Raw genomic sequence first — 14,249 nt, forward strand, 5'->3', positions numbered from 1 at the left:
AGGAGCTTACGCCATGAACCGCATCATCTGTGCCATCTGCGCTTGTGCTATGCTCGTGACCGCGGCGACCCCGGTCATGGCGACCTCCATCGCCTATGGCGGCGATCCCTTTCCCCGCGGCCCCGCGGACGAGATCGTCTGCGACGGGATGATCCGGGGTGACGGGGAATGCCGCCCGCTGCGCGACCCGTGCGAATGGGTCGAGGATTGCCGGGAAGAGCCCCGCGAATGCTGGTGGGCTGCGGATCCCGATGTTGTCCGCAAGCGCTGCGTCGACCCCTGCAACGCGGACGTCGCCATCGAACGCTGTGTCGATCCGGGGATCGATGACGACAGGTTCGATGACTGAGCAGGACCTGAAGGGGCGGGGCGGGGCCTCGGGCAAACCACCCGAAGCGCAGTCCGGAAGGCTGGAATTCCTCGCCCCGGGTCCGCGGGCCCTGCCCCTCAATCGTGCTCGCGGTCCCCTGCCCCCACATAGAGCTGGCGGCCGGTCTCGTGATATTTGGCGCTCATTTCGGCCATGCCCTTTTCCGCCTCGGCCTCGCCCGCGACGAAGGTTTCGATCCCTGCGTTCTGTTTCGCGGCAAAATCGCGCACTTCCTGCGTGATCTTCATCGAGCAGAACTTCGGCCCGCACATCGAGCAGAAATGCGCCGACTTGGCGCCCTCGGCGGGCAGCGTCTGGTCGTGATACTGCTCGGCGGTTTCGGGATCGAGGCTCAGGTTGAACTGGTCGCGCCAGCGGAACTCGAAGCGGGCCTTGGAGAGCGCATCGTCGCGCACCTGCGCGGCCGGATGTCCCTTGGCCAGATCGGCGGCGTGAGCGGCGAGCTTGTAGGTCACAACGCCCACCTTCACATCGTCACGGTCGGGCAGGCCGAGGTGCTCCTTGGGGGTGACGTAGCAGAGCATCGCGGTGCCATACCACCCGATCTGCGCCGCGCCGATGCCGCTGGTGATGTGGTCATAGCCGGGCGCAATATCGGTGACGAGCGGCCCCAGGGTATAGAACGGCGCCTCGCCGCAGGCCTCCAGCTGCTTTTCCATGTTCTGCTTGATCTTGTGCATCGGCACGTGGCCGGGGCCTTCGATCATCACCTGCACGTCCTGCGCCCACGCGCGCTTGGTGAGTTCGCCCAGCGTGTAGAGCTCGGCGAACTGGGCCTCGTCATTGGCATCCGCGATCGAGCCGGGACGCAGGCCATCGCCCAGCGAATAGGCGATGTCATAGGCCTTCATGATTTCGGTGATCTCGTCGAAGTGCTCGTAGAGGAAGCTCTCCTTGTGGTGGGCGAGGCACCACTTGGCCATGATCGATCCGCCGCGGCTGACGATCCCGGTGACGCGCTTGGCGGTGAGCGGGATGTAGGGCAGCCTGACCCCGGCGTGGATCGTGAAGTAGTCGACCCCCTGTTCGGCCTGTTCGATCAGCGTATCGCGGAAGATGTCCCAGGTCAGTTCCTCGGCGATGCCGCCGACCTTCTCCAGCGCCTGATAGATCGGCACGGTGCCGACGGGCACGGCGGAGTTCCTGATGATCCATTCGCGGGTGTCGTGAATGTTGCGACCGGTGCTGAGGTCCATGATGGTGTCCGCGCCCCAGCGGGTCGCCCAGACCATCTTGTCGACTTCGCTCGCCACGTCCGAGGCGACGGCGGAGTTGCCGATATTGGCGTTGATCTTGACGAGGAAGTTGCGCCCGATCGCCATCGGCTCGCTTTCGGGGTGGTTGATGTTGGAGGGGATGATCGCCCGCCCCCGCGCCACCTCTGACCGCACGAATTCCGGCGTGATGACATCGGGGATCTCCGCGCCCCAGCTTTCGCCGTCGCGCACCAGATCGGCGGCGATTTCGCGCCCGAGGTTCTCGCGTTCGGCGACATATTCCATCTCGGGCGTGATGATGCCGGCCCTCGCATAGTGCATCTGGCTGACGTTCATGCCCGCGCGCGCGCGCAGGGGGCGCTTCACGGTGTTGGGGAACTGCGGCACCCCGCCCGAACGATCGGGGCCGAGGCGGCCGTTATCCTCGGGCTGCACCTCGCGCCCGTCATAGGCCTCCACGTCGCCGCGGGCGAGGATCCAGTCACGGCGCAGCGGGGCAAGGCCGGCGCTGATGTCGATGGTGACGGCGGGATCGGTATAGGGGCCCGAGGTGTCATAGACCCGCACGCTCGGCTCGCCGCCCTCAAGGTCGATCTCGCGCATGGCGACGCGGATGCCGCTGCCGGTGCGTGCGCCGACATGGACCTTGCGGCTGCCTCGGATCGGCCCGGTGGTGACGCCGATTTCTACCGGGGAATTGATGTCGGCCATAATGCTCTGTCTCCTCATGGCGGAAAGCGGGCGGGGTTTGGCACGGCGACCAGCCCACTCCCTCCGCCGATGCTAATCGGTTCAGGTTCGACGGGTCGTGGGGTGCTACACCCACCTCTCAGCACAAGCGTGCTCCCCGGGGATGGGAGGGGATTAGAGGGTTTGCTGCGGAGTGTCGAGAGGTGCGCGGCAAGGCGCCCGCCCGCTCAATCGTCCTTGGCCGCGCCCCACAGGCACACCGCCAGCAGCGCCGTCGCCAGCACGCCCGTGCCGCCGGCGAGCGGGAGCGTGCCGAAAATCTCGCCGCCCCCGGCAATGGCCGCGCCATTGGCGAGCATCGCCAGCCCGCCGGCCAGCGCCGTCATGCCGCCCAGCAGCCTGCCCGCGCTCGCCATCCGTGACAGCCCCGCCAGCAGCGCGGCAAGGCCCAGCAGCAGCTTGGCGGCGTTGTAGATGACGAAGGCGAAGGCGACCACCGCCCCTGCCAGCGGGGCGAGCGCCGGGTCGGCCCTGGCGGCGAGCGCAAAGGGGACAAACAGGGTGAGGCCCACGCCCACCTGCACGAGGTTCAGAACCGCGGCAAAGGCGATGGCGGCAAAGGGCAGGGTCAGCCGCCCGGCCCGCACCATCGCGGCCCCGGCCAGCACGGCGAGCAGCGGGAACAGCAGGCCTTCGGTGCCCCACAGCAATGGGCGCGGCACCTCCAGCCGGGCGAAATGGAGCGCGGTGTAGACCCCTTGCGTGATGCACGCGAGCAGCAGCAGGAGCGCAATCGCGCGGATGGTGCGGTTCTGGCTCGTGTGCATCGAAGGAAGGCCCCTGCCCGTCAGGATGACGGGTGCTTGCAGCCGGTTCGCCGCCGCGCGCGGTCAGGTTACAAAAGGGGCGGCCTCTGGACGTTCCGATGCTGCGCGCGGACGCGCCCAGCGCAGGACTGCGCGGTTGGCGGGCTGTTCGATCCAGGTGAAGGACAGCCAGCCCGCGGTGCAGCACACGGCGGGATAGGCGAACAGCATCGCCGGGTGCTGCCACACTGCGGCCGGGACGCCGAGCGTTGCGAAAAGCAGCAGCACCGCGATCTGGAGCGGCACGTACCACAGGTAGATGCCATAAGTGCTGTCGCCGATGAAGCGCACGCGGCGCAAGGCCGCGCTCCGGGGGCCGAGGTCGATCAGGGCCGCGCCGCCGACGAGCAGGATCGCGAAAGGCAGGAAGAAGTTGCCGATCCTGAAGTCCCCGGCAACAACCGGCATCAGCACGCACACCGCAGCCATCAGCGCCACGATCGCGCCCAGATCGCGCACCGGCCGGGCGTGGTGGGCCGCGACGTGGAACAGCGCGCTGCCGATGAAGAAATACTGGGCGCATTGCCAGATGAAGTGCGAGCCGACCTCCAGCCGCAGCATCATCCCCGCCGCGACGACCAGCAGCAGCGGCCCGGCCAGCCCCCGGCTCAGCAGGGGTTTCGAGACCAGCCAGAAGAGCAGGTAGATCAGCATCTCCACCGACACCGACCAGATCGGGGCGTTGAACGACTTGCCCTGTTCGAGCCCCCATGACGAGGCAAGCAGCAGGTTGAGGACGAAGTGCCAGGCATCGTTGTTGCCGACGATCAGCGAGGTACCCAGCCCGCCGATGGCAACGGCCTGGAGCACGGCGACCAGCAGCAGGGTCAGCAGGTGCAGCGGGTAGAGCCGCGCGATGCGGCGGATCAGGAATTCGCCCCCCGGCGTCGCCTTTCCTGCGTAGACCTTGGCGAAGACAAACCCCGAGATCATCCAGAACACCTGCACCGCCCAGTTGCCGTAGACGTAGAAGGGCCACAGCCAGTCATAGAGCGGCAGGACCCCGGCCATCGCGGCAGCGTTGATATCGAAGGTGCCCGGCGGGTATTGCATCTGCCGGTAGTGGTTGAGCAGCACCGTCACCGCCGCAAAGCCGCGCAGCACGTCGACCGCGTGGAAGTGGTCGGGCGTGCGGGCCGGGGGCGGAGGCGGGGTGGCGGGCATGGCCCTGCCATAGCGCTCAAGGGTTAAGGGCTGGTCGATGCCGCCTCTTCGATCACGCGCCCGCGCACCATCACGAAGTCGACCTTTTCGAGCACGCTGACGTCCTTCAGGGGATTGCCCGCGACCGCGATGATGTCGGCCGAGAAGCCGGGCGCGAGCTTGCCGATCTGGCTCTCCATGCCGAGCACCCTGGCGGCCACGGTGGTGGCGCTGGCGAGCACCTCGCGGTCGCTCATCCCCTGCTTCCTCATCAGCGTCAGTTCCTCGGCGTTGCGGCCGTGCTGGTAGACGCCGGCATCGGTGCCGAAGGCGACCGTGACGCCATATTGCCGCGCGCGGGACACGAGGCTCGCCATCAGCGGCTGGACGGCGCGGATCTTGTTCTCGACCACGGGGGTGTAGAGCCCCTTGCCGAGGCCTTCGGAAACGCCCTCCAAGGCCATCAGCGTCGGCACCAGCACCACGCCCCGATCGCGCATGGCCTTGGCGGCGGCTTCATCGAGATAGGTGCCGTGCTCGATGGTGTCGATCCCGGCTTCGGCGGCCTGCTGGATACCGCGTGCGCCGTGGGCGTGGGCCATGACCTTGAGGCCGAGCGAATGCGCGGTGTCGGCGATGGCCTTCATTTCCTCAGGGGTAAAGTGCGCCTCGAGCCCCCGGCCCTGCTGGCTGAGGACGCCTCCGGTCGCGGTGATCTTGATGATGTCCGCGCCGTTCTGGCTGGCGAGCCGCACCTTGGCGGCGCACTCCACCGCGCCGGTGCAGTTGTAGCCGGTATCGAGCAGGGCGTTGACCTCGGGGGTGAAGCCGTTGGTGTCGGCATGGCCGCCGATGATCGACAAAGCCGGACCGGCGGCAATGATGCGCGGGCCCGGGATGATGCCCTCGGCCGTGCCGCGCCGCAGCGAGAAGGCGCTCTCCTGCCCGCTTCCCGCCTCGCGCACGGTGGTGAAGCCGGCGAGCGCGGTGATCCGCGCGTTCTTGGCGCCGACCACCACGCCCCATTCCTCGGGCTCGACGGCTGCCTTCCAGAAATCCCCGCCCGGATCGCCGGTGAGATGGGTGTGCAGGTCGATCAGGCCGGGGAGCACGGTCTTGCCCCTGAGGTCGATCTCGCGGTCGGCCTTGGCGCCATGGCCGGGGGTGATGGAGCGGATCTTGCCGTCCTCGACGATGATCGTCGCCGGGCCGCTCGGCTCGGCGGCCGCATCGGTGATGACGCTGCCGGCGCGGATCGCGACGGTCTCGGCGAGCGCAGGACCGGCGGCCAGCGCCATCATCGCAGCGCCTGCGCAAAGCGCCTTGCGGAACGGGTGCATGATCTCTCTCCCCTTGTTTGTCAGGCAGGAGTGATGGCGCGGGCCGCGCCGCAAGGCAAGAGCGCGCAGCCTTCAGAAGGTGTAGGCGGCCCCGGCGCCGAGGATGAACTGGTTCGCATTGCCGCGCACGGAGGTGTAGGGCGTTTGCGCGCTGTCGCCGATCAGGCGCGAATAGCCGCCCACGCCGGTCAGCGCCCAGCCGCCGTTCAGGGGATTGCGGTCGAGATCGTAGCTGAGGATCGCGGTGGTGCCGATGCGGTTCAGCCCGCCGTCGGCGCTGTATTGCGCCAGGCCCGCGGCGGCGCTCTGCGCGGGGGTGACCGAGAAATAGGTGCGCGCGAAGCGGTTGTCGGTGAACTCCATGCTCGCCTGCGCCTGCAAGGTGAAGGCCTTGCCGACCCGTGCGCGGTAGGAGGCCTGCGGTTCGATCACCCAGCCTGCGTGCGCGCCCAGCACATCGCGGCGCGCCTGAACGCCGATGCTGAGCTGGTCGAGCGGCTTTGCCACCCCGCGCCATGCCACCGCAACACTGGCGCCGACTTCCAGCGCCGCATCGAGCCTGCCCGCGCGCGCCACCACATCATCGGAGATGCGGTTGCTGCGATCATTGCGGAACCGGAGCGCCGGACCGAAGGCGAGGCGCGCGCCCTTTCTCGGGGCCATCGCGGGCTTGGGCGAATTCACGTCGAGCACAAAGCCCGGCCCGTTGGGCGCGATCCCCACCCCGCCCACGCGGCCCGCGATCAGCGGCAGGGGGAAGGCGATGTAATCATCCGAGCCCGCATAGCTCGGCACCATCCCGACGCCGAGGCCGATGGTCGCCCAGGTCTCGTCGAACACCGGCCTGGCGAATGCGAACGGCGGGGGCGGCGGGGGCGGCGGGGCGGGTTCGGCGTCGGGGGCGCGCTCCTGCCGGGGCTGCGCGTCGGCTTGGCTGCCATCTTCGGCGCGCGCGGGCGCGGCGGCGAGCGCCAACGCGGCGCTGACGAGGGGCAAGAGGCGGGTCTTCATGGTGCTGCGATCCTTGGCAAAACCGGGCCCGGCAGGCCGTTCCGGCGGGTCTGACGCGGGCGCGCTCTAATGTTTCTGCGTAATGTTGCAACATTCCAATTGCACGGCAATCCGCCAGCGCGATTGCCCATTACCGCCGCCTCGCCTAGGGCTTGCGGCCGATGGTCGATTCCCAACCCAGCACCGGCGCCCCTGAAGGGTCCGCGCATGACGTCATCATCGTCGGCGGCGGGCTTGCCGGAGGCCTGATCGCGCTGGCGCTGCACCGCCACACGCCCGGTTGCCGCTTCGTGCTGGTCGAAGCCGGGCGCACGCTTGGCGGCCACCACCGCTGGAGCTGGTTCGAGACCGACATCTGCCCGGCCGAACGCGCGCTGATGGCGGGCTTCGCCCTCAACGGCTGGGAGGAGGGCTATGACATCACCTTCCCCGGCCTGGGGCGCACCCTGCCCACCGCCTACCGCTCGCTCGCCAGCGCCGAATATCACCGCGCACTCATGGCGGAACTGCCCGCCGATTGTGTGATGCTCGAAACCAGGGCTGCCAGCCTCGATGCGGGCGGCGTGACGCTGGCGGACGGCACGCGCCTTGCCGCAAGGCGGGTCATCGATTGCCGCCCCTTCCGGACCTCGCGGCACCTTGCGGGCGGCTGGCAGGTATTCCTCGGCCAGCACTTCAAGTGCGAAAAGCCCCACGGTCTCACCCGCCCGGTCATCATGGATGCGAGCGTCGCCCAGCTCGCCCCGCACGGCAATGGCGAGGCCTACCGCTTCGTCTATGTCCTGCCGCTTTCGGAAAACGATGTGTTCATCGAGGACACCTATTATGCCGATCAGCCCAAGATGGATGCCGAGGTGCTGAAGGGCCGCGTCGCCGAATATGCCCACCATCACGGATGGAAGGGCGAGGTGATCGACCAGGAGGCGGGCATTCTGCCGGTGATCTCGGGCGGCGATTTCGCCGCGGCGAGCGCCGAGGTGGCGATCCCCGGGGTGGCGCTGGCCGGCGCGCGCGGGGGCTTTTCGCATCCGCTGACGAGCTACACCCTGCCCTTTGCGGTCAGCAATGCGCTCGCCATCGCGCAAGTCCTCGCCCGGCGGCCCGAGCTTTCCGGCGCCGAGCTCGCCGCCTTCTGCAAGCGCCGCGCACGGCGCCACTGGCGCGCGACCGCCTATTACCGGATGCTCAGCCGCATGCTCTTCGAGGCCGCCGAGCCCGGCAAGCGGGTGGTGGTGTTCGAACATTTCTATGCGCTGCAAGGCCGGCTGGTCGAACGTTTCTACGCGGGCCGATCGACCTGGCCCGATCGCTTGCGCATCCTCACCGGCAAGCCGCCCGTAGCTATCCCGCGCGCCATCCGGGCGCTGTTTTCTTCAGGCAAGCCTCTCAACATGGAGACCCCGGCATGAACGCCGATGCGAAGCTCAACCTTTCGGGCGCAAAAGGCATCAACCCCGCCCTCGCCCAGCGCTACGAAGGCCGCACCGCCTGCGTGATCGGCGCCGGTTTCGGCGGCATGGCGCTCGCGCTCCGGCTGCAATCGGCGGGCATCGCCACCACCGTCATCGAAAGCCGCGACAAGCCCGGCGGGCGCGCCTATTTCTGGGACAAGGACGGCTTCACCTTCGATGCCGGGCCGACCGTCATCACCGATCCCGATTGCCTCAAGGAATTGTGGGCCCTCACCGGTCACGACATTGCCGATGATGTCGAGCTGATGAAGGTCATGCCCTTCTACCGCCTCAACTGGCCCGATGGCACCAATTTCGACTATTCGAATGATGAAGCCAGCCTCAATGCCGAGATCGCCAAGCTGAACCCGGCCGACGTTGCGGGCTATGCGCGCTTCCTCGAATATTCCGAGCGGGTCTACAAGGAAGGCTACCTGAAGCTCGGCACCGTGCCGTTCCTCGATTTCAAGTCGATGCTCAAGGCCGCGCCCGCGCTGATCAAGGAACAGGCGTGGCGTTCGGTGTACTCGATGGTGTCGAGCTATGTCGAGAACGAGAAGCTGCGCGAGGCCCTGAGCTTCCACACGCTGCTGGTCGGCGGCAACCCGATGAACACCTCGTCGATCTATGCCCTCATCCACAAGCTGGAAAAGGACGGCGGCGTGTGGTGGGCGCGCGGCGGCACCAACCGGCTGATCGCGGGCATGGTCCGCCATTTCGAGCGCTTGGGCGGCACGATGCGGGTCGGCGATCCGGTGGTGCAGGTGCACACCCTCGGCACCAAGGCCACCGAAGTCGAGACCAAGTCCGGCTTCCGCCAGCGCTTCGATGCGGTCGCGAGCAACGCGGACATCATGCATTCCTACAAGGACCTGCTGTCGGGCAGCGAGCGCGGGCGCAGCATGGCCAAGTCGCTGGGCCGCAAAAGCTTCAGCCCCAGCCTCTTCGTGGTGCATTTCGGGCTTGAGGGCACCTGGCCCGGCATTCCGCACCACATGATCCTGTTCGCCAAGCGTTACAAAGGCCTGCTCGACGACATCTACAAGAACGGCGTGGTGCCGGAAGATTTCGCGATCTACCTCCACCACCCGACCGTCACCGATCCCTCGATGGCGCCGGCGGGCAAGAGCACCTTCTATGCGCTCGTCCCCGTCAGCCACATGGGCAAGATGCCGCTCGACTGGGACGAGGTCGGCCCGCGCCTCGAAAAGATGATCCTCGACGAGCTCGGCCGCCGCTTGATCCCCGACATCCACTCGCGGATCGTCACCAAGTTCAGCTACGCTCCCAAGGACTTCAAGGCCGACTTGAACGCCCACATGGGCAGCGCCTTCAGCCTTGAACCGGTGCTGTGGCAGAGCGCCTGGCTGCGCGGCCACAACCGCGATGACGTGCTGGGCAACTACTACCTCGTCGGCGCGGGCACCCACCCGGGGGCGGGCATCCCCGGCGTGGTCGGCAGCGCCAAGGCGACGGCGGGTCTGATGCTGGAGGATCTGGCGGTGCGGTAATCCTCCCCTTCAGGGGAGGGTGACCACCGCAGGTGGTGGAGGGGCGAGCGATGATCAGAGGCCTGAAGGAAACAGTCAATCTCGCCCGCAAGCTCCGCGCCGAAATGACGCCGCCGGAAATCGCGCTGTGGCAAGCCTTGCGCACCCGCTCGGGCGGCCACAAGTTCCGCCGGCAGCACCCTGCCGGGATCTACGTGCCCGATTTCTTCTGCTCCAAGGCGCGGCTGGCGATCGAAGTGGACGGCAGGGCGCACGACAGCGCCTCGGTGATCGCCAAGGATGCCGCCCGCTCGCGGTTCCTGCGGGACAACGGAATTGCCACCACGCGCATTCCGGCGAAACTTGTGCTTGAAGATATCGAGGCCGTGGTTAGGCGGCTGGTCGATATCTGCGATGAAAGAATGAAGACGATGCGTTGCTCGCCCCTCCCCTATCCTGCGGATGGTCCCCCTCCCCGTTCCGGGGAGGATCGGTCGTGAAACGCCTCGCGGTCTATTGCGGCTCGGCCTCGCCCGAGGATCCGCGCTATCTCAGCCTCGCCCATGATGTCGGCACGGAACTCGCTCGGCGGGGGATCGGCCTCGTCTATGGTGGGGGCAAGCTCGGCCTCATGGGCGCGGTCGCCAAGGGCGCCAAGGACCATGGCGGCCACGTCATCGGCATCATCCCCGAGGCGCTGGTCAGGGCCGAGGTCGCCAATCACGAATGCGACGAACTCGTCACCGTATCGGGCATGCACGAAAGGAAGCAGCGCTTCACCGACCTGTCGGACGGCTTCGTCACCATCCCCGGCGGGGTCGGCACGCAGGACGAGCTGTGGGAGGCGATCAGCTGGGCGCAGCTCGGCTATCACACCAAGCCGGTGGGCCTGCTCAACGCTTTCGGCTTCTACGACCACCTGCTCGCCTTCAACGCCAAGATGATCGAGGTCGGCTTCGTCCGCCCGCAGCATGCCGGGATCATGATCGCGGCCGAGACCTGCGGCGACCTCCTCGACGCGATGGCGGCCTACGTCCCCCACACCCCGATCTTCCGCATGAAGGCCGGGGAGCTGTAGCCTTTGCGATGGCGTTCGATGCAGCCACCCGCGCCGCGCTGGTCGAGCATGCCCGGCTGACGATCAAGCACGGCTCGCAGAGCTTCTCGGCGGCCGCGCGCCTGTTCGACCGCGAGACCCGCGAGCGCGCCTGGCTGCTCTACGCCTGGTGCCGCCGCGCCGACGACATTGCCGACAATCAGGAGCTGGGCGGCGAGCTGGGCGACCAGTCCGATCTGGCAGGCCGCCTCGCCCACATCCGCCGCCTCACCGCGCTGGCCTTCGCCGGCGAGCCGACCGGCGATCCGGCCTTCGACGCGCTCGGCGTGGTCGCCGCCGAAGTGGGCCTCACCCCGCAGATGGCCGAGGACGTGATCGCCGGATTCCAATTGGACGCCGAGGACTGGCGCCCGCGCACGGAAGGAGACATGCTGCGCTATTGCTACCACGTCGCGGGCGCGGTCGGCGTGATGATGGCGGTGGTGATGGGGGTCTCGCCGCAGGACCGCGAGACGCTCGACCGGGCGAACGACCTGGGTCTTGCCTTCCAGCTTTCGAACATCGCGCGCGACATCGTCGAGGATGACGCGGCGGGGCGCTGCTATCTCCCCATCAGCTGGCTGGTCGAACAGGATATCGAGCCCGGCCAGCACACCAAGCCGCACCACAGGAAGGAACTCGCCGAAATGACCGCGCGGCTCGTCGCGCTGGTGGAAAAGCACGAGGCGGCGGCGCGGGTGGGCGCGGCAAAACTCCCCTTCCGCAGCCGCTGGGCGGTGCTCTCGGCCGCGCGCATCTATGGCGCGATCGGGCGCAAGGTCCGCGCGCGGGGGACAAGGGCATGGGATTCGCGGACCTTCGTGCCAAGGGGCGAGAAGGCGCTCTACGGCGTGCGCGCGTTCCTCTCGGCGGTGCTCAACCGCGAGAAGATGCCTGCGGGCGGGATCGACTGGGGGATCGCGGATTACCGGCCCGCATCGTCTCCCCGGGTTTGACGCGGGGGCATTCTCGTTTCCGCAGCATGGCTGCGCAGCCTTCTGCCCCTGAACCCTGTCCCGTCTCGACACCCGCCAAGCCGGGGGCTAATCCGGCAGCCATGAAAGCGCTTTTCACCGCTGCCGCAGCCTTCCTCGCCGCAACGCCGCTCGCCGCCGAGGGGCCAACCCCCGAGGAAGCCGGGGTCATCGCCGCCGCCGACGCCTTCTTCGCCGCACTGCGCAGCGAGGATCGCACCGCACTCGCGCAGCAAATGCTCCCCGAGGGCATGATCTTCGTCCACAGCCGGATGACGCCCGAGCCCCCCCGGATCGACGCCATTCCGGTCGCCGATCACCTCGCGCGCTGGGCCAAGGGCACGCGCAAGGTCGACGAGGTGATGCGCTACGACACCGTGCGGGTGGACGGCGACATGGCGCTGGTGTGGGGCCCCTATCGCTTCATCTCGGACGGGCAGACCAGCCATTGCGGGATCAATGCGCTGAGCCTCGTGAAGACCGAAGGAGGCGCGTGGAAGGTCGCCAACACGAGTTTCACGATGGAACGGGCCGAACGCTGCGCAGCGCTCGGCGCGCCGAAGGAGCCGCGCTGATGATCCGGAAACTCCTGATCGCCAATCGCGGCGAGATCGCCTGCCGGATCATGCGCACGGCGCGCAGCCTGGGCGTGGCGACGGTCGCGGTCTATTCCGATGCCGATGCCAAGGCGCTGCACGTGCGCCAAGCGGACGAGGCGGTGCATATCGGCCCCTCGCCGGCTGCCGAAAGCTATCTGGTCGGCGCGAAGATCATCGCGGCGGCCAAGCAGACCGGGGCGGATGCGATCCATCCGGGCTACGGGTTCCTGTCGGAGAATGCCGACTTCGCGCAAGGAGTGCTGGATGCGGGCCTCGTCTGGGTCGGGCCCAAGCCTGCGAGCATCCGCGCGATGGGCCTGAAGGACGCGGCCAAGCAGCTGATGCGCGCGGCGGGCGTGCCGGTGACGCCGGGCTATGACGGCGCGGACCAGTCGGTCGAGCGCCTCACCGCCGAGGCCGAGGCGATCGGCTACCCCGTCCTCATCAAGGCGGTCGCGGGCGGCGGCGGCAAGGGGATGCGCAAGGTCGATGCGCCCGAGGATTTCGTGACCGCGCTGGAAAGCTGCCGCCGCGAGGCCAAGGCGAGCTTCGGCAACACGCAAGTGCTGCTGGAGAAGTGGATCACCTCGCCCCGCCATATCGAGGTGCAGGTGTTCGGCGACGCGCACGGCAACGTCGTCCACCTGTTCGAGCGCGACTGCTCATTGCAGCGCCGCCACCAGAAAGTGATCGAGGAAGCCCCCGCCCCCGGCATGGACGAAGCCACCCGCGAAGCGATCTGCGCTGCCGCCGTGCGCGCGGCCAAGGCGGTGGACTACGAGGGCGCGGGCACGATCGAATTCATCGCCGATGCCTCCGAGGGCCTGCGCAGTACCCACATCTTCTTCATGGAGATGAACACCCGGCTTCAGGTGGAGCACCCCGTGACCGAGGAGATCACCGGGGTCGATCTGGTCGAATGGCAATTGCGCGTCGCGAGCGGCGAGATGCTGCCCAAGAGGCAGGATGAGCTGTCGATCAACGGCCACGCGATCGAAGCGCGGCTCTATGCGGAGGACCCCATAGAGGGCTTCCTGCCGTCCACCGGCCCGCTGGAACTCTTCGACTTGCCGGACGAGGATGATTTCGGGCTCGGCTTAGGTCGGCATCGCATCGAAACCGGTTACGCGCAGGGCAGTGAAGTCACCGGCTTCTATGACCCAATGATCGCCAAACTCGTCATGCACGCTTCGGACCGTCGGAACGCAGCGTATGGCCTCGCCAATGTGTGCGCGAAATGTCGCGTCTGGCCCGTCAAGACGAACCTGGGCTTCTTGAACCTTGCTTTGACTGACCCTGCCTTCCTTGAAGGCAAGATCGACACAGGCTTCATCGCCGCGCACGAAAATCACATCGTGCCGCCCAAGCAGACCGAAGATCGGGTGTGGCACGGTGCGGCCATAACCTTCATGCGCATGGCCTACGCTGACGGCGAAAGGGCCGATACATGGGACCTTCTTCCCCACCGGCAGGGGAATGTCTGGCGCGAGATCGCAGGGTTCCGTCTCAATTCCGCGCCCAAACTCGCGGTCGCCCTCCAGAGCGGCGGCGAGACTCGCACGATAGAATTGGAACGTGATTGGCCGACGCAAGAATACCGGCTTCATTCGGCTCAAGTGGACGGCGGCCTCCTGTTCATCGAGAATGCGCAGCCCCGCTTCGTGCGGTTGGCTCGCCACGACGGCACCGGCCAAGCCTCCGCCGCCGATGGCGCGATCATTGCCCCCATGCCGGGCAAGGTCATCGCGGTCGATGTTGCGGAAGGCCAGGCCGTCACCGCCGGGCAGCGGCTGCTGGTGCTCGAGGCGATGAAGATGGAACACGCGCTTGCCGCGCCCTTCGACGGGGTGGTCGAGGGGTTGGCCGTCAGCGCCGGCGGGCAGGTGCAGGTCGAAGCGGTGCTCTGCCGGGTGGTGCCTCAGGGCGAGTGAGACGCATAAATCTCCCCTCCCCTTGGGGAGGGGTCGGGGGTGGGGGGTTG

Annotated in this window: 13 protein-coding genes and 1 riboswitch; of the genes, 8 read left to right on the forward strand and 5 right to left on the reverse strand. The window is 67.6% G+C overall.

Annotation, left to right across the window (positions count from 1 at the left end):
* Window positions 1–13: 13 nt before the first annotated feature.
* Window positions 14–349 (forward strand): hypothetical protein, encoded by a 336-nt coding sequence (locus D620_RS0106445; protein ID WP_155800052.1) that lies wholly within the window; start codon window positions 14–16, stop codon window positions 347–349.
* 98 nt (window positions 350–447) lie between these two features.
* On the opposite strand, the gene thiC is transcribed toward D620_RS0106445, so the two are convergent.
* The 5 genes from thiC to D620_RS0106470 form a co-directional block, all read right to left on the reverse strand.
* The gene (thiC, locus tag D620_RS0106450) at window positions 448–2,319 is read right to left on the reverse strand and encodes a phosphomethylpyrimidine synthase ThiC (RefSeq protein WP_017664981.1); all 1,872 of its coding nucleotides are present in this window, start codon (window positions 2,317–2,319) and stop codon (window positions 448–450) included.
* Window positions 2,320–2,359: 40 nt separating this feature from the next.
* A riboswitch (TPP riboswitch) is annotated at window positions 2,360–2,468 on the reverse strand.
* A 57-nt stretch (window positions 2,469–2,525) separates the two neighbouring features.
* Window positions 2,526–3,125, reverse strand: a complete 600-nt coding sequence (locus tag D620_RS0106455) for a hypothetical protein (protein WP_017664982.1) — start codon at window positions 3,123–3,125, stop codon at window positions 2,526–2,528.
* Window positions 3,126–3,188: 63 nt separating this feature from the next.
* A complete protein-coding gene (locus tag D620_RS14820; protein WP_017664983.1) occupies window positions 3,189–4,328 on the reverse strand; it encodes an acyltransferase family protein in 1,140 nt (379 codons plus the stop codon).
* Between the two features lie 23 nt (window positions 4,329–4,351).
* The gene (locus tag D620_RS0106465; RefSeq protein WP_017664984.1) at window positions 4,352–5,647 is read right to left on the reverse strand and encodes a metal-dependent hydrolase family protein; all 1,296 of its coding nucleotides are present in this window, start codon (window positions 5,645–5,647) and stop codon (window positions 4,352–4,354) included.
* 72 nt (window positions 5,648–5,719) lie between these two features.
* A complete protein-coding gene (locus tag D620_RS0106470) occupies window positions 5,720–6,658 on the reverse strand; it encodes a MipA/OmpV family protein (protein ID WP_017664985.1) in 939 nt (312 codons plus the stop codon).
* A 161-nt stretch (window positions 6,659–6,819) separates the two neighbouring features.
* Here D620_RS0106470 and crtY point away from each other — a divergent pair, with 161 nt between their 5' ends.
* The 7 genes from crtY (at window position 6,820) to D620_RS0106505 (ending at window position 14,199) form a co-directional block, all read left to right on the forward strand.
* Window positions 6,820–8,067, forward strand: a complete 1,248-nt coding sequence (gene crtY / locus D620_RS0106475) for a lycopene beta-cyclase CrtY (protein ID WP_017664986.1) — start codon at window positions 6,820–6,822, stop codon at window positions 8,065–8,067.
* Complete coding sequence (locus D620_RS0106480) at window positions 8,064–9,620, forward strand: phytoene desaturase (RefSeq protein ID WP_017664987.1); 1,557 nt, start codon at window positions 8,064–8,066, stop codon at window positions 9,618–9,620. Before crtY ends, D620_RS0106480 begins: the two co-directional genes overlap by 4 nt.
* Window positions 9,621–9,655: 35 nt before the next feature.
* The gene (locus D620_RS0106485; RefSeq protein WP_017664988.1) at window positions 9,656–10,099 is read left to right on the forward strand and encodes an endonuclease domain-containing protein; all 444 of its coding nucleotides are present in this window, start codon (window positions 9,656–9,658) and stop codon (window positions 10,097–10,099) included.
* On the forward strand, window positions 10,096–10,677 hold the full coding sequence (locus tag D620_RS0106490; protein WP_017664989.1) for a TIGR00730 family Rossman fold protein: 582 nt from the start codon (window positions 10,096–10,098) through the stop codon (window positions 10,675–10,677). The genes D620_RS0106485 and D620_RS0106490 overlap by 4 nt, the downstream gene beginning before the upstream one ends.
* Before the next feature lie 8 nt (window positions 10,678–10,685).
* The gene (locus D620_RS0106495) at window positions 10,686–11,651 is read left to right on the forward strand and encodes a phytoene/squalene synthase family protein (protein WP_017664990.1); all 966 of its coding nucleotides are present in this window, start codon (window positions 10,686–10,688) and stop codon (window positions 11,649–11,651) included.
* 101 nt (window positions 11,652–11,752) lie between these two features.
* Window positions 11,753–12,244 (forward strand): DUF4440 domain-containing protein, encoded by a 492-nt coding sequence (locus tag D620_RS15735; protein WP_017664991.1) that lies wholly within the window; start codon window positions 11,753–11,755, stop codon window positions 12,242–12,244.
* On the forward strand, window positions 12,244–14,199 hold the full coding sequence (locus D620_RS0106505; RefSeq protein WP_017664992.1) for an acetyl/propionyl/methylcrotonyl-CoA carboxylase subunit alpha: 1,956 nt from the start codon (window positions 12,244–12,246) through the stop codon (window positions 14,197–14,199). Before D620_RS15735 ends, D620_RS0106505 begins: the two co-directional genes overlap by 1 nt.
* The last annotated feature ends 50 nt before the right edge of the window (window positions 14,200–14,249 follow it).

This window comes from Porphyrobacter sp. AAP82, from assembly GCF_000331285.1.
Taxonomy (GTDB): Bacteria; Pseudomonadota; Alphaproteobacteria; order Sphingomonadales; family Sphingomonadaceae; genus Erythrobacter.